The organism is Sphingobacterium allocomposti, from assembly GCF_008124885.1.
Classification (GTDB): Bacteria; Bacteroidota; Bacteroidia; order Sphingobacteriales; family Sphingobacteriaceae; genus Sphingobacterium; species Sphingobacterium allocomposti.
Map to the genome: position 1 here is coordinate 144,200 of NZ_VNHX01000005.1, position 16,815 is coordinate 161,014.

The 16,815-nt window shown below is 43.6% G+C and carries 8 protein-coding genes; 1 reads left to right on the top strand and 7 read right to left on the bottom strand.

Features of this window, described 5'->3' with window-relative positions:
- Nucleotide 1: 1 nt before the first annotated feature.
- From BC792_RS05720 to mnmE, 7 genes are all read right to left on the bottom strand, one after another.
- On the bottom strand, nt 2-2,380 hold the full coding sequence (locus tag BC792_RS05720) for a cellulase family glycosylhydrolase (protein WP_148908028.1): 2,379 nt from the start codon (nt 2,378-2,380) through the stop codon (nt 2-4).
- Nucleotides 2,377-3,279 carry a DUF5017 domain-containing protein gene (locus tag BC792_RS05725; protein WP_148908029.1) on the bottom strand — a complete coding sequence of 301 codons (903 nt, stop codon included), beginning with the start codon at nt 3,277-3,279 and terminating at the stop codon, nt 2,377-2,379. Before BC792_RS05725 ends, BC792_RS05720 begins: the two co-directional genes overlap by 4 nt.
- 17 nt (nt 3,280-3,296) lie before the next feature.
- Nucleotides 3,297-4,898 carry a RagB/SusD family nutrient uptake outer membrane protein gene (locus tag BC792_RS05730; protein ID WP_148908030.1) on the bottom strand — a complete coding sequence of 534 codons (1,602 nt, stop codon included), beginning with the start codon at nt 4,896-4,898 and terminating at the stop codon, nt 3,297-3,299.
- Nucleotides 4,899-4,903: 5 nt separating this feature from the next.
- A complete protein-coding gene (locus tag BC792_RS05735; protein WP_148908031.1) occupies nt 4,904-8,068 on the bottom strand; it encodes a SusC/RagA family TonB-linked outer membrane protein in 3,165 nt (1,054 codons plus the stop codon).
- Between the two features lie 60 nt (nt 8,069-8,128).
- Nucleotides 8,129-9,553, bottom strand: a complete 1,425-nt coding sequence (locus BC792_RS05740) for a RagB/SusD family nutrient uptake outer membrane protein (RefSeq protein ID WP_148908032.1) — start codon at nt 9,551-9,553, stop codon at nt 8,129-8,131.
- Between the two features lie 18 nt (nt 9,554-9,571).
- A complete protein-coding gene (locus BC792_RS05745) occupies nt 9,572-12,742 on the bottom strand; it encodes a SusC/RagA family TonB-linked outer membrane protein (RefSeq protein WP_148908033.1) in 3,171 nt (1,056 codons plus the stop codon).
- A 1,996-nt stretch (nt 12,743-14,738) separates the two neighbouring features.
- Nucleotides 14,739-16,109 carry a tRNA uridine-5-carboxymethylaminomethyl(34) synthesis GTPase MnmE gene (gene mnmE, locus BC792_RS05750; RefSeq protein ID WP_148908092.1) on the bottom strand — a complete coding sequence of 457 codons (1,371 nt, stop codon included), beginning with the start codon at nt 16,107-16,109 and terminating at the stop codon, nt 14,739-14,741.
- Nucleotides 16,110-16,202: 93 nt separating this feature from the next.
- Between mnmE and BC792_RS05755 the strand changes: the two genes are divergently transcribed.
- Nucleotides 16,203-16,736, top strand: coding sequence for a type 1 glutamine amidotransferase domain-containing protein (locus tag BC792_RS05755; protein ID WP_148908034.1), 534 nt, complete (start codon nt 16,203-16,205; stop codon nt 16,734-16,736).
- Nucleotides 16,737-16,815: the final 79 nt, after the last annotated feature.

Here is a 16,815-nt window from a genome sequence, read left to right on the forward strand (position 1 = left end):
ATCACTTCTCATTGACTTTCAAGTATTTTAAGAGTACTTTTAGCTGCGGACGATCTATCCCATCTCTTGGCTCTATCGCTAATTTGTACGTGTTCCACCAAGGTCCCGCAGCCCAGTATGTTCCATTCACGCCATTATCTTTGAGGTAGTTCAGCATATTATCAAGCGTCACCAACCAACGAGGATCATCATCGGGAACCCCGTATTCCCCGACAAAACCTTTTAAATTATTTTCTTTTAACCATTCTACAAACGGGCGTGCCCGAACAATACCTGTTTCTGGCGTTGTTCCTTCCTCGTCATAGGTGCCTTTATATGTTCCGGAAGCGTCTTTATCAAAATAGAGATGCCCTTCAAAAATCAGGTTAGTGGATGGATCTACCAAATCTTTCAGTTTGCCACTGGCTTGTTGCCAACGGTATGTCGAACTCCAACTATCGCCTCCTACCATAATCGGCGTATTCGTATCCATTTCCCGGATCTTAAAAATAGCCTGTTGCGCTATATTAAACCAAGGTACCGAATCTAACATGCCATGGGGTTCGTTCATCAATCCGTATGCCCAGATATTTTCTTTCGTGCGAAATTGTTCGGCAAGTTTTCCCCAGACATCTGCGAAGTGTTTGATGGGCAGATTGGCTGAACCGATAATTTCCCGAGTACCATTTACAAATCGACGTCCATAATTATGCATATCCAAGATAACCCAGAGGTTTCTTTCCCGCGCGGCATCGACAAAAGCAGTCATTCTGGCTAGTTCCGCTTCATCCAAAGGGCCGTCCAACTCATGCTGTAGCCGCTCCCATAAAAATGGCAGGCGGAAAAGGGTTAATCCTTTTGATTTGAAGTAATCCAGTTCGGCAATGGTGGGATAGGTATAATCACGATTGTAAACGCCCGGTGTTTTCTGGTGCGCAAATTCAGCTCCCGCTAAGTTTACCCCAAAAGGAGCTTCATTACGATCCGGCATATTTAAGTCAGCCTTTACCAACCGAAAGCGGTGCGATTGCGGCTGATTAAACTGATATATTGTCTCCGGTAATGCTTTCGCCTGCTTTTCCAAATCCGTCTGGTGGGGTTTGTTTCTCAAATATGTCTCAAACAGGCTATGGAATGTTTCGTAGCGGGCATCTTTTGACACCTGTAAAAAAGAAAGGTATTCCGAAATAAATGTTTTAATCGGCTCAAGATCTCCACCCCATAGCTCTTTGGGAAGATAACTAAATTCTACAAATTTAATTTCTCTCAACTGCCGCTGTACATTACGATAAGCTACCGCTTCCTTAAAGACTTTTAATGCTTGTTGATACGGAGGTGTATTTTTTCTCTCTGCCAAATTTATACCTTTCACCAATTCCTCCTGTGTAAAATTGCCGATAAGGATATCATCGATCGTAAGCGCATACACACCCTCCTTTAAATCTTTTACCTGTAGTAATTGTGTATTAAAATCGCCTGTAAAAGGGACCAGGGTCAATGCATTTTCTACTTCGGGAGGTACGGGAAAAGGCAGCCTTTCTTCCAGATAATCAAATGTCAGCTCTTCTCCCTGCCAGTTTAAATTACTGACCGAACCATATTTAACATCAACTACACCGTCCTCATCAATCGTAAGTGATGACACGTAACTAGATGCATTTATAGTCTTAAGAAAGGTGTAGGCCATCACAAAATGCCCTACGGATCCTGGATGGACCCTATCTTGGCCGACAAGGGTAGATTTAATATCTTCTTGCTGTAGCTTGGCGTTGATTGCATTCATCATCGTCCAGTAATCAATTACCATGACCTTGTGTTTCTTTGCCAACTTATCGATGATTTTACCGCATCTTTCCAATGCATCATTTACGCCCACCAAGTTGACAGCAGTCAAATCTCCGGTTTGATCATAGATGCTCGGTTTCTGTAAGATTATATTCGTTTTTGTCCGTTTTAAACGCGTCAAAAACGAATCGTAATACGATTCAAAATCTTTCAACGCTCTCTCCTTCCGTTGCTGAATATCCGGCTCATTTTGTTTTTCCGGCGCGTACAAACCCCGATTGACATCGTTCATCCCCGCCATGACGATAGACCAGTCTGCTTTATGTGGCACGATATCGGCATCCATCCTACGCAGGAAACTATTGGCGTTGTCACCTTTAATCCCCAGATTGTAAAAAGTGACTTTCTTGTCTGGAAAACGGGTTGCATAATACAGCAGAATATAATGATGAAAATCGCCATTGTGGGTAATGCTGTTTCCGATAAACGCAATCTTATCTCCCGATTTGAATAGACTGTCCTCTTTCTTTTGTGCATAGACACTGCCGATAAGGGTTATCAACACCCATAAGAACATCATCTTAAAACCGTATTTTACATACACATGCTTCATCATTCAGGTACTATCGTAATTTCAAATTCCCGCACCACGGATTTGTAATCGTCGGCACTCGCATTCGAAGCCAAAAAAGCAACGTGATAGGTTCCCGGAGTCGTATATGTATAGGAATAATCCGAAAGAAGATTGGAACCTATATTTTGAATTGGAGTCCCTGTATCCGGCGGCACCTTTGTAAAATAGAGCGGCTTTGTAATCAGCCAATCTTCACTGGGATCCGCATTACGACCACCACCGATAATCACCACATCGGTTGCCCGGATGGTCCATACAGAAGCAGGGTTCAGCACATCAATGATGCTCCAACCGGCATTTACGCGGTCGGCCACTGGAATTTCTGAACCATCAGGAAGCTCCGTAACAGCCTGCAATTCGCGGACAATCCAATTTCCAGGTACGGTAATGGGATCTTTTTCGCCTACAAATTTGAACGCTATAAAAAAAGGCTTTTCGGTATCGACCCATGGCGACAAATCCAAGTAATCTGATTCGACAATTGTCGGATTTGTTGCGATATCAACCTGCGAAGTGACGTCTGTCCAGGTTGCCTGCGCAATTCCTTCCGCCGTAAGTTCTTCCAAATCATTACTCACCATTAATCGAAGCGATTCTAATTGATTCCCTCCCCCTCCATACTGCGTGATGACCTTGGCTTTAGGAATGCCGCCTTCCACCTGCGTACGTTCTCTGAACCTATAGTCGGCACCGGGCAAGCCGGAATAGAAAGTGATGTTATCGGGAGCTCCGAAAAATTCAAACCGAATAGTGTCTCCTACCTTATAGGTGGTCTTGCTCAACCTCACCTCAAAATCGGGCTGGTCTACTTGCAGATTCTTTTCACAGGATACCAAGCCAATAAAAAGAACCATGGACAGGATGTGATGTATATACTTCATAATTAAGTCTTAAAAAATTAATACCCTGGGTTTTGTGTCAACGCTTTATTCAAAGACATATCATACGTAGGAATAGGCAGCAACACGTTTCTGTCGGAGACATTTCGCGAACCGAGCACATGTCCCTCTACCCCCCCATTGGCCAATGCCCATGTGATGTATGCTTTCATATCTCCTACAAAATTTCCCCACCTGATCAAATCTGCGCGGCGCGATGCCTCGAAACAAAACTCCCTGGCTCGCTCATCTCTTATAGCCTGTCTAAACTCATCTTTTGATAGCCCAGATAAGTCGGCATTTACATTTGGGTTAGGCGGCTGAGGCAGTAGAAGCCCGTATGCGCGTCTTCTCACCTCGTTGATATAGGGATACGCATTAACCGGTCCGTTCAATTCATTTTCTGCTTCAGCAGCCATGAGCAAGATGTCTGCGTAACGTAAAATCGGAAAATTCTGAGGTGAGGTAGAAATATCTTTAGGTGACACGACCTCGTATTCACGTCGCCATTTGCCCATGTTCCTTCTCCATCGATCATTATTGGGTGTTTTTACGCCCGGCGTACCCACATAGGTGTAAGGAGCCAAGTTCCAGTCACGTCTTAAATCATATGAATCTTTCAGCGGTACGGTTGTGCTATTAGGATCAAGTTCATAAAGATCGAACAATTTACCGCTACCGTTGATTAACCCTCCGCTACGTCCAAGTTCAGCATCCTGCGTCCGTATTCCCCCTCTCGCCCCTATATAGTAAGTATACTCTTGCATAGCACCCTGCGTATTTCCATAAAATTCGACTTCCCAAATACTCTCCCGGATATCGTATTCATCCTTTGCATATTTAATAAATACATCAGTATAATCGGGATTCAGGCTATGTAATCCTGAATTTTTTACAGCTAGCGCCCATTTTAGAGCATCAGCATACTTGGACTGGTCCATCAAAGGATACCCCGCCATCTTGAGATAGACCCTCGCCAACACGCCTTGTACAGCAGACCGCGAGACCCTTCCTCCAAAATTCACGGTCTTCTCGGTATTACCCCCTTCCACTTCGTCTACCAATTGCTCGGCCTCCAGCATATCCGCCACAACCAAATCGTAAACTTCTTTCATAGGCGTTCTCGGCACATCCATTTCATTGATGGAGGGTTTGGCGCTTAGATACAAAGGAATATCACCGTAATTGCTTACTAACATGAAATAGTAATATGCCCGTAGAAACAAGGCCTGCCCCTTTATCCTGTTTTTAGAGCCATCGTCCAAATCCGTACCGTCTACCACATCCAAGATAAGATTGGCGCGATATACACCTGTATACAAGGCTTTCCAAAAATCAGTTACGTTTGCTTCCGCCGGGCCGTATATATATACAGTAGCATTGGCAGACCCGGTATTGGTGTATTCGATATCCGTACTTACATTGAGCCAATATGGCCACACATCGCCGTAAAATGTCCGATTTCCAAGGATGTCGTACACTCCGGCAAGTGCCAGTTCAAAATCGTTGACCGTCTCATAGGAGGGTGTTACAAAGTCAGTAGGTTTTGTGTCGAGAAAATCTTTGCACGAAGATGTTCCTATCAACAGTGCAATTAAAATATAAGTGAATCTCATCATCATTTACGTTAAAAAGTTGTGGTCAAACCAAAAGTTATTGTCCGGGCCAAAGGATATGCGGAAAAATCAAATCCGGGTGTCAACGCAGAATGCCGTACAGATACCTCTGGATTTGAACCTGAATAGGTTGTCCAAGTATGCAGATTTTGTGTCGAAGCATATAATCTAAGCGAGTTTACCTTCAAACGGCTTAACACATGATCTTGGAAAGTGTATCCCAAGGAGACCGTTTTGAGACGCAAGAATGAACCATCCTCTACCGTCCGGCTTGAGTAGTAGGTATCCCGTTGTCCACCCGTTCTAAAAAGTTCGTTACTAGGGTTCTCAGGCGTCCAGCGATTTTCGTAACTCGCATATTGATTTAAGGAACGGTGACGTTTTGCATTTCCCTCGAAAATCAATCTATTTGCATTCAGAATATCATTTCCGTAAGACCATTGAAAGAATATATTCAAGTCAAAGCCTTTGTAATCAAAACGATTCGTAAAACCACCCACATGAATAGGCAATCCTCTTCCGATTACCGTAAAATCCATCTCGTTGACGGCCAAATCACCATTTATATCTTTATATTTGATATCGCCCGGTTGAATATTCTCCCGTGGTTGACCATTTGTAGTAATATGATCCTTTAATACATAGTTTCCCAGCACTTGATCAAAGTCATTATATTGGTAGACGCCATCCCATACCAATCCGTACATCTGCGCTAAAGGGCCTCCTACGACGGAAATGTAAGGGAACACATTTCTAAAATCGGTATCAAATGCTACCGGGCTCAGTAACGCTGTTTGGTTTTCGTTGAGAGCGATAATTTTATTTTGGTTAAAACTGATATTGAAATTTGTACTCCATTTAAATCTGCCATTATCGATATTGGTTGTATTTAACGTCAGTTCCAAACCTTGATTGCGCAGCTCTCCAATGTTTTTGTATGCAGTAGCCAAGTTGGTGGCGCTACTCGTCAACCCGGTAGCGTATGGAAGTGTCGCGTCTAACAATAAATCTTTTGTATTTCTTCTATAGACATCTGCTACAAATTCAATCCTTCCTTCCCAAAAGGAGAGATCTAAACCGATATTGCTTTGGACGGTAGTTTCCCATGTTAAATCGGGATTACCATATTGCAAAAGCAATGCTCCACGTGTAGGAGCGGCGTTATTAAAGGAATACCCTCCAAATCTCGGAACACTCAACTGGGTAATATACGGAAAATCTGATACCCGGTTATTCCCAGTAGCTCCATAACTCGTTCTTATTTTGGCATTATGCAAGAAAGAAACGTCTTTTAAAAAATCTTCTTCTGACACGGTCCAGGCAAATGCTGCTGACGGGAAAAAGGCCCAACGCTTACCCGGCGCAAATTTCGAGGAGCCGTCGTACCTAAAGGAAGAGGTTAATCTATATTTATTTTTATATCCATAGTTGAATCTTCCTAAAAACGACATCAAAGCCCATCTGGAAGATGATGAAAATCCAACATTCGTTCCCGCTTCATCCAAACCGTCTATCCCGAGTGATTCATTTAACACGTTCAAACCCTGGAAACCGTAATCTCCACTATCGTATTGCTGCAAAGAAAAACCACCGACAACATTGAGCGTATGTCCTTGTTTGAAGGACTTTTTGTAGGTAAGAATATTTTCATTCACCCAAGTCGTTCTCGGGCGAAACGCAATCGAGCCGTTTACGCCTTCGTTACGTCTTATGTTTCCGTTTGCCGTTAGGGAATTGAAAAACATATCTTGCCGAACCATCACATTGGTGTAAGCAGCCGAAGATCTGAAAACGAGATTTGGATGAAACGAATATTCACCGTATCCATTTAAAGTCAAGGTGTTCACAAAAGTTTCCCGAAGTTCATTTTGAGTAGACAAGATGGGGTTTACACGGAAGTCATTTTCGGGAGCCGTCGGATCAAACAGATCTTCCAGAAGCGATTCATTCAGACCTTTTACCGGCCGAAATCCCCACACCGAAGCAAGCAAGCTTAAACCACTATATGTAATGCGCATCGAAGGTTCTCCGACGATGATACCGTACGTTTTATTTGCGCTATAATTTGCGATCGTTCCGATCTTAAGTTTTTTACCCAATTGTTGGTCAAACTGAAATCGAAGCTGTTTTCTATCAAATCCCGAATTGGTGACCAATCCATTGTTTTTTAACAAATTTCCCGAAAGTGAATAGGTCGTACCTCCACTACCGCCCCGCACAGACAATTCATGGTTGTGCACAAATGCTTGTTTATAGATCTGATCCTGCAAATCTATACTAGGTTCGTCCCGATAACTTTCCAATGTACGCCCTGCCAAATAATAATCAGTCGTAAACTGAGGCTCGAGTTCATACTGATACTTTACGAATTCATAAGCCCCCATCAATTTAAGAGGTTTCGGGTTTTCGGCGAAACCACCGTATGCATTATAATTTACCACCGGTTTTCCAGCTACCCCTTTTTTCGTCGTGATCATAATCACACCGTTTGCACCTCGCGCTCCATATATTGCGGTTGCTGACGCATCTTTGAGTATTTCAATAGATTCAATATCTCCTGGGTTGATACTGTTACTATTGGCATCTTCTAAAGGGAATCCATCAACCACGTAAAGCGGTGCGGTGTTTTGCGTGATAGAACCTGAGCCACGTATGACGATGTTGGTATTTGATCCAGGTTGTCCGTCACTAGCCGTTACGGTTACACCTGCCACCCGACCGGCCAAGGCTTCATCAAAGGATTTAACAGGTGCCTGAGCGAGGTCTTTCATATTAACAGAGCCGACTGATCCCGTCACATCTCGTCGGGTCGTTTCTCCGTAACCGATGACCACCACATCATCCAGTGCGGTAGATTTGGTCGCTAGGATAATATTAAAAAAACGTTGCTTCCCTATCTTTATTTCGAGTCTATCATACCCCAATGAAGAAAATACTAAAACAGCCTCCTCGCTATCTACGGACAGGGAAAATAAGCCTGCTGCATCAGTTTTCGTAGCGGTAGTCTGATCTTTCACAGAAACACTTACTCCTGCCAATACTTCATTTTGTTGATTGACGACTTTTCCGGAAATCGGAATTGAACCTGACGTTTGCTGGGCATACGCCAAACTGTTGCACAACAGACCACAAAGCATCAGTTTGCAACTTATTAATGATATTATTTTCTTCATCATTTAGCTATATTTGGTGTAATAAATCTATTTATAATCTCATAGGTTAATGTCTTATACAAGTTAGTAGCCTTCATTTTGTCCTAATTCTGGATTGATATCAATCTCTCTACGTGGAATAGGAAATATCAATTCATGGTTTTGCACGGTAAAATTTAAGCCCTTGCCCACAAAAAATGCATTCATGGTTTCCTGGGTTTTTCCTGTCCGCAACAAATCGAACCAACGATGCCCCTCATACGCCAGTTCCAGTCTTCTTTCTTTCGCTATGGATTCACGCATATCCTCTTTATTACTGATTTCCACCCCTTCCAGATCTGCGCGGGAACGGACCATATTGAGATAAGCCTGTGCTCCATTTACATCATCATCTTCATTCAATGCTTCAGCATACATGAGGAGGACATCGGCATAGCGTAAAACGGTAAAATTAACGGAACCATCTCTCGGGTTTTCTGCATTTAGATCCACAAACTTCAACCCGTGTCGGCTGTACTCTTTCACCCCATTGGGTCTAATCGTATCGCCTACGGAAGCTTTTTTCCTAGCATCGCCTTCCTCGTAAGCGTCCATCAGATCAAGCGACGGTGTAATTCGTCCAGAACCTTGCTGATTATTCGCCAATAGTCCCGTTGAAGCTGGGGTGAATAATACCGAGTACTCGTTCCCTTGGTTAAAACCAGAGATAAATTTTAATTCGAAGAGGGACTCCTTGGTATTACCATTTCCAGGACTAAAAAGAGTTTTGTAATCCGGTTCTAAACTATATACGTTTCTTTCAATTAAACTCCCCAACGTATGTATTGCCTCCGTATACTGGTGACGTGTTAAATAGACTTTGCCTAACAATCCTTGTATGGCGCCCAAAGAAACCCTTCCTTTATCTTCTTGGGAATCATCAACTGCTAATTCTTCGGCCTCTTTCAAATCTTTGATGATCTCAGTATATACTTCTTCCAGAGACTTCAAGGACAAGTCGGCATTGGCTATATCTTCTGGACTCCGAAATTCTCCGTGTGTGATAGGAGATCGTCCAAAAATTTGAACCATCAAAAAATAGCTGTATGCACGGATAAATTTTGTTTCGCTCGCAATTCTTGCTTTGCTTTCCATACTTAAGTCAGACTGCTCTAGCCGTACAAGTAGGATGTTTGCTCGCGCGATCGTAAATAAAACCTTTGTCCAAAACCCTTGAACAATCGTATTGGACGGTGTTATATTCATCTCGTCAAACTCCATTTCGGCAACGGAAGAGGAAGATATAGATACCTCAGCATTATCCGAAGTCAATTCGGCAAGATAGAAAATCTCATGCGTATATATCTCCCTAAAAGATGCATATACGCCGACCAGCGCATTTTCGAAATCAGCTTCCGTTTTATAGAAATTATTTTCATTGATTTGATGTTCGGGTGAAAGCGCTAGAAAATTGTTGCAGGAGCTCAAAAAAAGCAGAGACAATGCAACACAAACAATATATTTTTTCATTTCAGTAAGATTATTGGGTTAACGGATATTCATTCTAATGCCTAATGTAAAGGTTCGAGGTAATGGATATGAAAAATAATCTATACCACTCGCAGCAATATTATCTCCCGTCGAACTACCTTCAGGATCATAACCGGGGTAATCCGTAAATGTATACACATTTGAGACATCAGCAAACATATCGATCGCGGGCAATTTGGAACGGAATATATTGGACGGCAACTTATATGCTAAATTGACATTCCGGATACGGACAAATGAGGCTTCGAACAGATATCTGGAATTAATACCAATCCCTCTAGCATAATCATTCCGTATCGCTCTCGGCACAAATCCATTACCAGGATTTTCTTCCGACCTCCAGCGATCATTGACCAACGCCAGTTGATTTTGAACACCTGCTGAATTCATAATAATCTCTGCGCCTTGAAAATACATTTTCTGACCATACGATCCCGTTAAGCTCACACCCAAAGAAAGGCTTTTATAGGTAAACTGATTATTGAATCCAAAAGTATATTTTGGCCACGGCGTGCCAACGAAGGTTTTATCATCGTCTGTAATCCGTCCATCACCGTTAGCATCATTAAATTTAAGATCGCCCGGTTGCGTGTTCGGATGCTGCAAAGGGCTAGCATGCACTTCATCCCAGTTTTTGAATACGCCTGTCGCTTCCAACAAAAAGAAACTTGAAATGGGCTGACCTACCTGTGTAGCTTGGTAGGCCGAACTTAATATCCTAGCAGATGAAGTATTTAAGGCCAGAACCTTATTTCTATTGAAACTTACATTAAAATCGGTATTCCACTGAAAAGATCCGCTCGCTATGTTCCGTGTATTTAATGCAATCTCCAAACCTTTATTTTCAAGCTCACCGATATTTTGCGTCACGGAACCAAACCCAGTAGCTGCGGGCAGTAACGTATTTAACAACAAATCCTTTTTCATATTGCGGTACGCATCCACTGTTAAGACTATACGATGATTAAATAGCGCCAGGTCGAGCCCAAAGTTGGTCTGTAAAGATCGCTCCCACGTTAGGTTTTCATTGGCGAGGGTTTGCGGTGTCACACCAAGCAATGGTTGCCCATTACCGACATAAGGAACAATACCTAACAGCCCGATATGGGCATAATTTCCTATTAAATTATTACCCGACGCGCCGTAACTCGCCCGCAGCTTCAGATCATCTATAAACGACAACGATTTCATAAACTCTTCATCTGATAACCTGTACCCTAAAGACGCGGAAGGGAAGGTACCCCAACGATTGTTAATCCCGAATCTCGAACTTCCATCCCGGCGTACAGTACCCGTTAATAACCATTTCCCCATAAAACTGTAGTTAACCCGGGCTAGCCACGACAACATCGCCCATTCAGTGATATAATTCGTTCCAGCATTCACATTTCCACCCGCTAAATAAGGAATCAAATCCGTCGGAAAATCCATCGCCCCAGCCTGCAGCATATTTAAGCTTTCTTTCTGCGCTGTAAACCCTACAACGGCATCTATTTTATGATCCTCTCCAAAGTTCGTCGTATAGTTCACCGTATTTTCATTTAACCAATTTAATAAAGCACTGTTGTGGGCACCTGCAGTTGCCGGGCTCGTTTTAGCACCCCACTCACCAATCTGCGATGATTTCCAGAGGCGGGTCGACCCAGTCACATAATTCACCCCTATGGACGTTTTTATCGACAATCCGTCTAAAAGATTATACTGAAGATAATTATTGGTAAAAATATTCGCGGAATTCCGCTTATCACTGAATTCATCAAGGATTAAATAGGGATTCTCGACCAGTACACCTAATGGATCCAATAATTCTGAACTATAGGAACCATCGGCTTGGTAAATAGGCATCGCAGGCGAATTTGCCAGAGCAGCAGCAATTAACCCTCTTGTCCCCAAATGCCCTTCGGCACGTGCAAAATTCCCATGCGTATAGGAACCCGCCAAGGATACACCAAGAGACAACCGATTAGATAACCTAATATCTATATTGGAACGCATATTATATTTATTGAAATCGGACTTTTTGATTATCCCTTGTTGATTATAATAGCCTAAAGAAACCATATAATCTACCGACTCACCTCCGCCCGTCGTCGAAAGTTGATAATTCTGCAGTGGGGCCGTTCTAAAAATCTGATCCTGCCAATCTATATTCGTCGTTAATGATTCGGGATTACGAAACTCCGGGCGTACCCGCGTCCCCCCCGTTCTTACATCATTCGGATCTGACGCATTCCCTCCCGCATAAACCCACGCGTTGTCTCGTCCCTCCGCATGAAATTCTGCAAACTCCTGCGCATTCATCATTTTCAACTTATTGGCCACGTTTTGAAAACCTCCCGCCGCTTCTAAATGAACGGTAGGGCTTCCTCTTTTTCCCTTTTTCGTGGTAACGATAATCACACCGTTGGCTCCTCTCGATCCGTAAATAGCAGTCGCAGACGCATCCTTTAAAATTTCAATGGACGCAATATCAGAAGGATTGATACTACTCAACGGATTAATTTTAGAGGCGGTGTTATTGGCCATTCCTTCTGATGAATAGGAATTTCCATTAAAACTAGACACATCCGACCCACTTCCACCGGCACCAATGGCATAACCGTCAATTACATATAAAGGCTGGTTACCACCCGTAATCGAATTAATCCCCCGAATAACGATATTTACATTCCCTCCCGGAGCCCCTGTCGTCTGGGTAATTTGCGCTCCGGCTACTTTTCCCTGCATCATTTGATCGAAACTAGCCGCAGGTCCCGGTTGTAGGTCTTGTGGAGATAAACTAGTTACCGAGCCTGTTATGTCTCTTTTTCGCTGTGTACCATAGCCCACAACAACTACAGAATCCAGACTCTCGGTAGATCTAATTAACTTTACATCGTAAGCACTTTCTTTTCCAACAACAATTTCAACAGGGTCGTAACCCAAGAAATTAAACCGTAACAAATCGCCCGTCTTTGCTTCTATCGAATATTCTCCCAAATTATTCGTACTCGCTGCCTGGCCACCGCCCGCAACTTTAATGGTTACACCCTGCAAAGGAGTTCGTATATTGGCGTCCAACACCCTTCCTGTAATGATACGGAGTTGCGCTGCTGCAGTAAAAACAGAAAGGCAGCATATAAGCAAAAGAGATCCACGTATCGTTTTGGTTAAACATTTTTCATTCATAATGATTTATAATATAAATAGGTATACGCACTATGCAAAGCATCTATTAAAACTCCAATTATTATAGTTTATATATATATTCGCGCGTCCACAATAAAAAAGAGATATGTTAACGCACTATGTTAGCACTAAGCAAACATATATATATTTTTTTTTTAAAACAAAAATTAAAGAAAATAATATATGTCTGAGTATGTTAAGATGTCGACCGGCGACGCCTTTAAAGATTTTGTATAGCTTCGGCGGCACCTTCGAGTAGAATAATACAAGCATCTCGCACGAACAGCGGGTTTTCTATTTTCTTTGCCGTAAATATCTTTTACGATGAGAAATCGGTATCCAAAAGTAGTACTGGTTTGGTATTTCTGGAGGAGCGGAAGATACAGTGGATCCCCGTTTGATGATAAGACGAGATAGTACCTAGCCATACACGTCGTAATAGTCAATCGCCACAGTAAGCAACGAGATTGTTTCTTACCCCACACCAATTGAACATTGTCCCTTACCAATTTGGTATTGCAATTTAACGTGGCCGATAAATCTGTTTAAGGATGGCGTGTTCAAAGTCGAATCGTCTTTTGTCTTAGTGACTTTGCGAACCATCCGATGATTGTTTTCAATCGGACTGCTGTTATAAATAGTCTTTCATAAAGCAGGTCGATGCTGAAAAAATGTTGACATCGCGCCCAGTTAGTGCTCTAGCTTTTAAGAACACAGAATCCGTACCGCTTTTTCCTCGGCCGAGTTAAGATAGTTCAATACAAAATCGGCGTCATTGGCTTTATGAACCTTCCTGAAGCCGTCCACTAAAGGGTTAAGGTTATCAATGCAGGCAATGCAGATGCCTACATCACCGACATTTTCAACATCTTTCGCCAAACCGTGCTATCGTCCTGTTTCGTCAAGTAAATGCCGAGCACTTCTTTCGGCCACCGGTTATGCCACCCTTTGATCTGGGAATAGTACGATCGGTGATTGCTGTCAATGTAACATCAGATAGTTCTACACCGTAAAGGTCTTTTAAACGCACCTGAATATCGCCATGGCTCATAGCTAAACCATAAAGCACCAGTATCTTTTATCAACATTTTCGCTTACGATACTGTGCCGCTTGGCAATAGTCTGTGTCTCGAAAGCGGCATTGCGGTCACGCGCGCTGGAAATTTCAAAAGCCCCGAAGAGCTTTTGAAATTTTTGCGCGTATCGCAGTTCCGACGGTTGCTTTCCATCTGACGACGTCCTTCTAAAAGGGTGTCTAATCCACTTCCAGGAAAGCTTCTAAATTCCACTTTAACAACAGCGGCATAAGCACGTCGTCCTTGCCCGTGAAGGGCCAGTCCTGTCGTAGTTGCTCGCCCACCCGATGAACAAATGCTTCAAAAATGAAATTTTATTCTCTTTCATTTTTGTATTAAATTAAGTGTTTTACACTTTCGACACAATTGTCAAGCATACCCATAAACGACTATCTCGCTAGTACGCCGCGCCGTATTTCCCCTCCTTAACATCCTTGAGAACGACTATCTCACTTGCTTGGCAGCTCCCGATACCACTCGTCTGCCTCAGTTTTTTCTTTCCGGATTTGACTCTATTCGAACGGTCCCAAGACTCTAGTCTCACACGAAAACAATCCAATATTTCGTGTACAGGGTATATAATTAATACGGTCGTTCCGTTACCACCAAAAATATTCCTTCGACTTCCGTATGAGGAGACGTGTAATTTGCCTGAGGTTCAGCTGCCGTAACAAGTACCTCGGAGACAGTCTCAGCTTTTTGAACAGATCTACGGCTTTGGATAGAGTTGGTGGCCAATATGCTTAGACTACTAATCGGCCTTCATATTAGACAAATACATGCTCATTATGACAACCGACTTTTGTACATGTTGATGAGAAGTCGGTCGAATTGTGAAAAGTGTAAGACACCTTATATCTTAACACGGAAACACACCCTACATGAAGATCAATAAACTAACAACAGTAGGAAGAAAAGAATTACTTCCCGATACAGAACTTCGAAAAAATATTTTCCAATAAGTCGTCTGTCGTCACTGCTCCTGTTATCTCGCCCAGATGATGCAATGCCTGACGGATATCCATGGCTAGGAAGTCGGACGTCACGGGGTTATCAATACCATAGCGGACACGGTCTAAAGCGTCTAACGTCTTTTGAAGTGCTTCCACATGACGGATGTTGGTTACCATAACGTCGTCGGTATGAACGTTGGCAAGGTTGACCTGCCGTAGCAGCTCCTCTTTCAGGTCGTCGATACCGATCTGGCTTTTGGCCGAAATAAAAACGGGCTGCAGATTCGCATAGCCCATGCGTTCCGCCTCAGTCAGCAGGTCCGATTTGTTAACAAGCGTAACGAACGGGATGCCAAGTCCGCGTAGCTCGGCCAGCTGCTGTTCAACAGCTTCGATGGTATCTTGGGTAGGATCTAGCAGGTAGATGATCAGGCGGGCCTGTTTCATTTTCTCGCGCGTGCGCTCGACCCCTTTAGCTTCAATCACATCGGCGGTCTCCCGAATGCCGGCAGTATCAATAAAGCGGAAGGTTATACCTTGAATATTAATCTCATCTTCGATGGTGTCGCGTGTGGTTCCCGCAATATCGGATACAATGGCCCGTTCTTCGTTTAAGAGTGCGTTCAACAGTGTGGATTTACCAACGTTAGGCTTACCGGCAATGACGACGGGAACCCCATTTTTCAAAACGTTCCCCTGCTCAAACGAGTCTATCAACCGGCTTATCACCTGATGTATGTTCGTCACCAGGCTACGCAGCTGTTCCCGATTGGCGAATTCCACGTCCTCTTCGGCAAAGTCGAGCTCCAGCTCAATCAACGAAGCGAAGTGCACGAGATCCTCGCGAAGCTTCCTGAGCTGATTGGAAAATCCACCACGCATCTGTTGCATAGCAACCTGATGGGAGGCCGCCGAATTAGAGGCGATGAGGTCAGCAACAGCTTCAGCCTGGGATAGATCGAGACCTCCATTCAGGAAAGCCCGCAGCGTAAACTCGCCGGCGCGTGCTGCCCTCGCTCCTCTTTTTATCAGCAGGTTAATCAGCCGCCCGATGATATATTTGGAATTATGTGTCGATATTTCTACAACATCTTCCTTCGTATACGAGTTTGGCGCCTTAAATAAAGATACCAAGACCTCATCAATTATCTCCGCTCCATCGCGGACTGTACCAAAATGTATGGTATGCGACGCCTGGGCGGCAAGGTCTTTTCCTTTGAAAACTTCGTTTGTAATGCGCAGCGCGTCCGGACCCGATAAGCGGATCACGGCAATAGCGCCATTCGTCCCTGAAGAGGTTGCCAGAGCCACAATTGTGTCCTGCGAAGTAAGTTCCATTGACATAACGCAAAGGTACGTTTTAGAATTGATTTCGGTTAAAACTTTATACATCGTATAGCCGTTCGTCTTATACACCAAAATGTAAAAGAGATGGAAAAACGAATAGCTATTTTGACAGAAGAAGGATTCGAGGAAATTGAATTAACGTCGCCGAAACAGGCATTGGAAGAACACGGCTTCGAAGTCGATATCGTCTCCCCAAATAAAGCCGGGCGGATAAAATCGTGGAATCATACCGATTGGGGGACGGAATTTGATGTAGACAAACACGTGTCAGAAGCGGACGCCAATCAGTATGCAGCCGTGATCTTACCGGGTGGGGTCATCAACCCCGACAAGTTGCGGATCAGCGAGGAAAGCATATCCTTTTTAAATGCTTTCGCTGATCAGCAGAAGCTAATAGCAGCAATATGTCATGGACCGCTCATCCTGACTGAAAACGGTTATGTAAAAGATAAAAGAATGACGTCCGTAAAGAACATCCGCACCGACCTCATCCATGCGGGCGCCCAATGGGAAGACAGCGAGGTCGTTCTCGATGGCCAGCTTATCACGAGCCGTACGCCTGACGACCTTCCGGCGTTCAATCGCGCCATCCTTTCATTTCTCAACGTTAACCAATAATAATGTCCGCTTTCCCGTGGCCCACACATGGCCACGGGAGTCTTTCCATTTTAGCTGCGTATACCAATACACAGCGTGC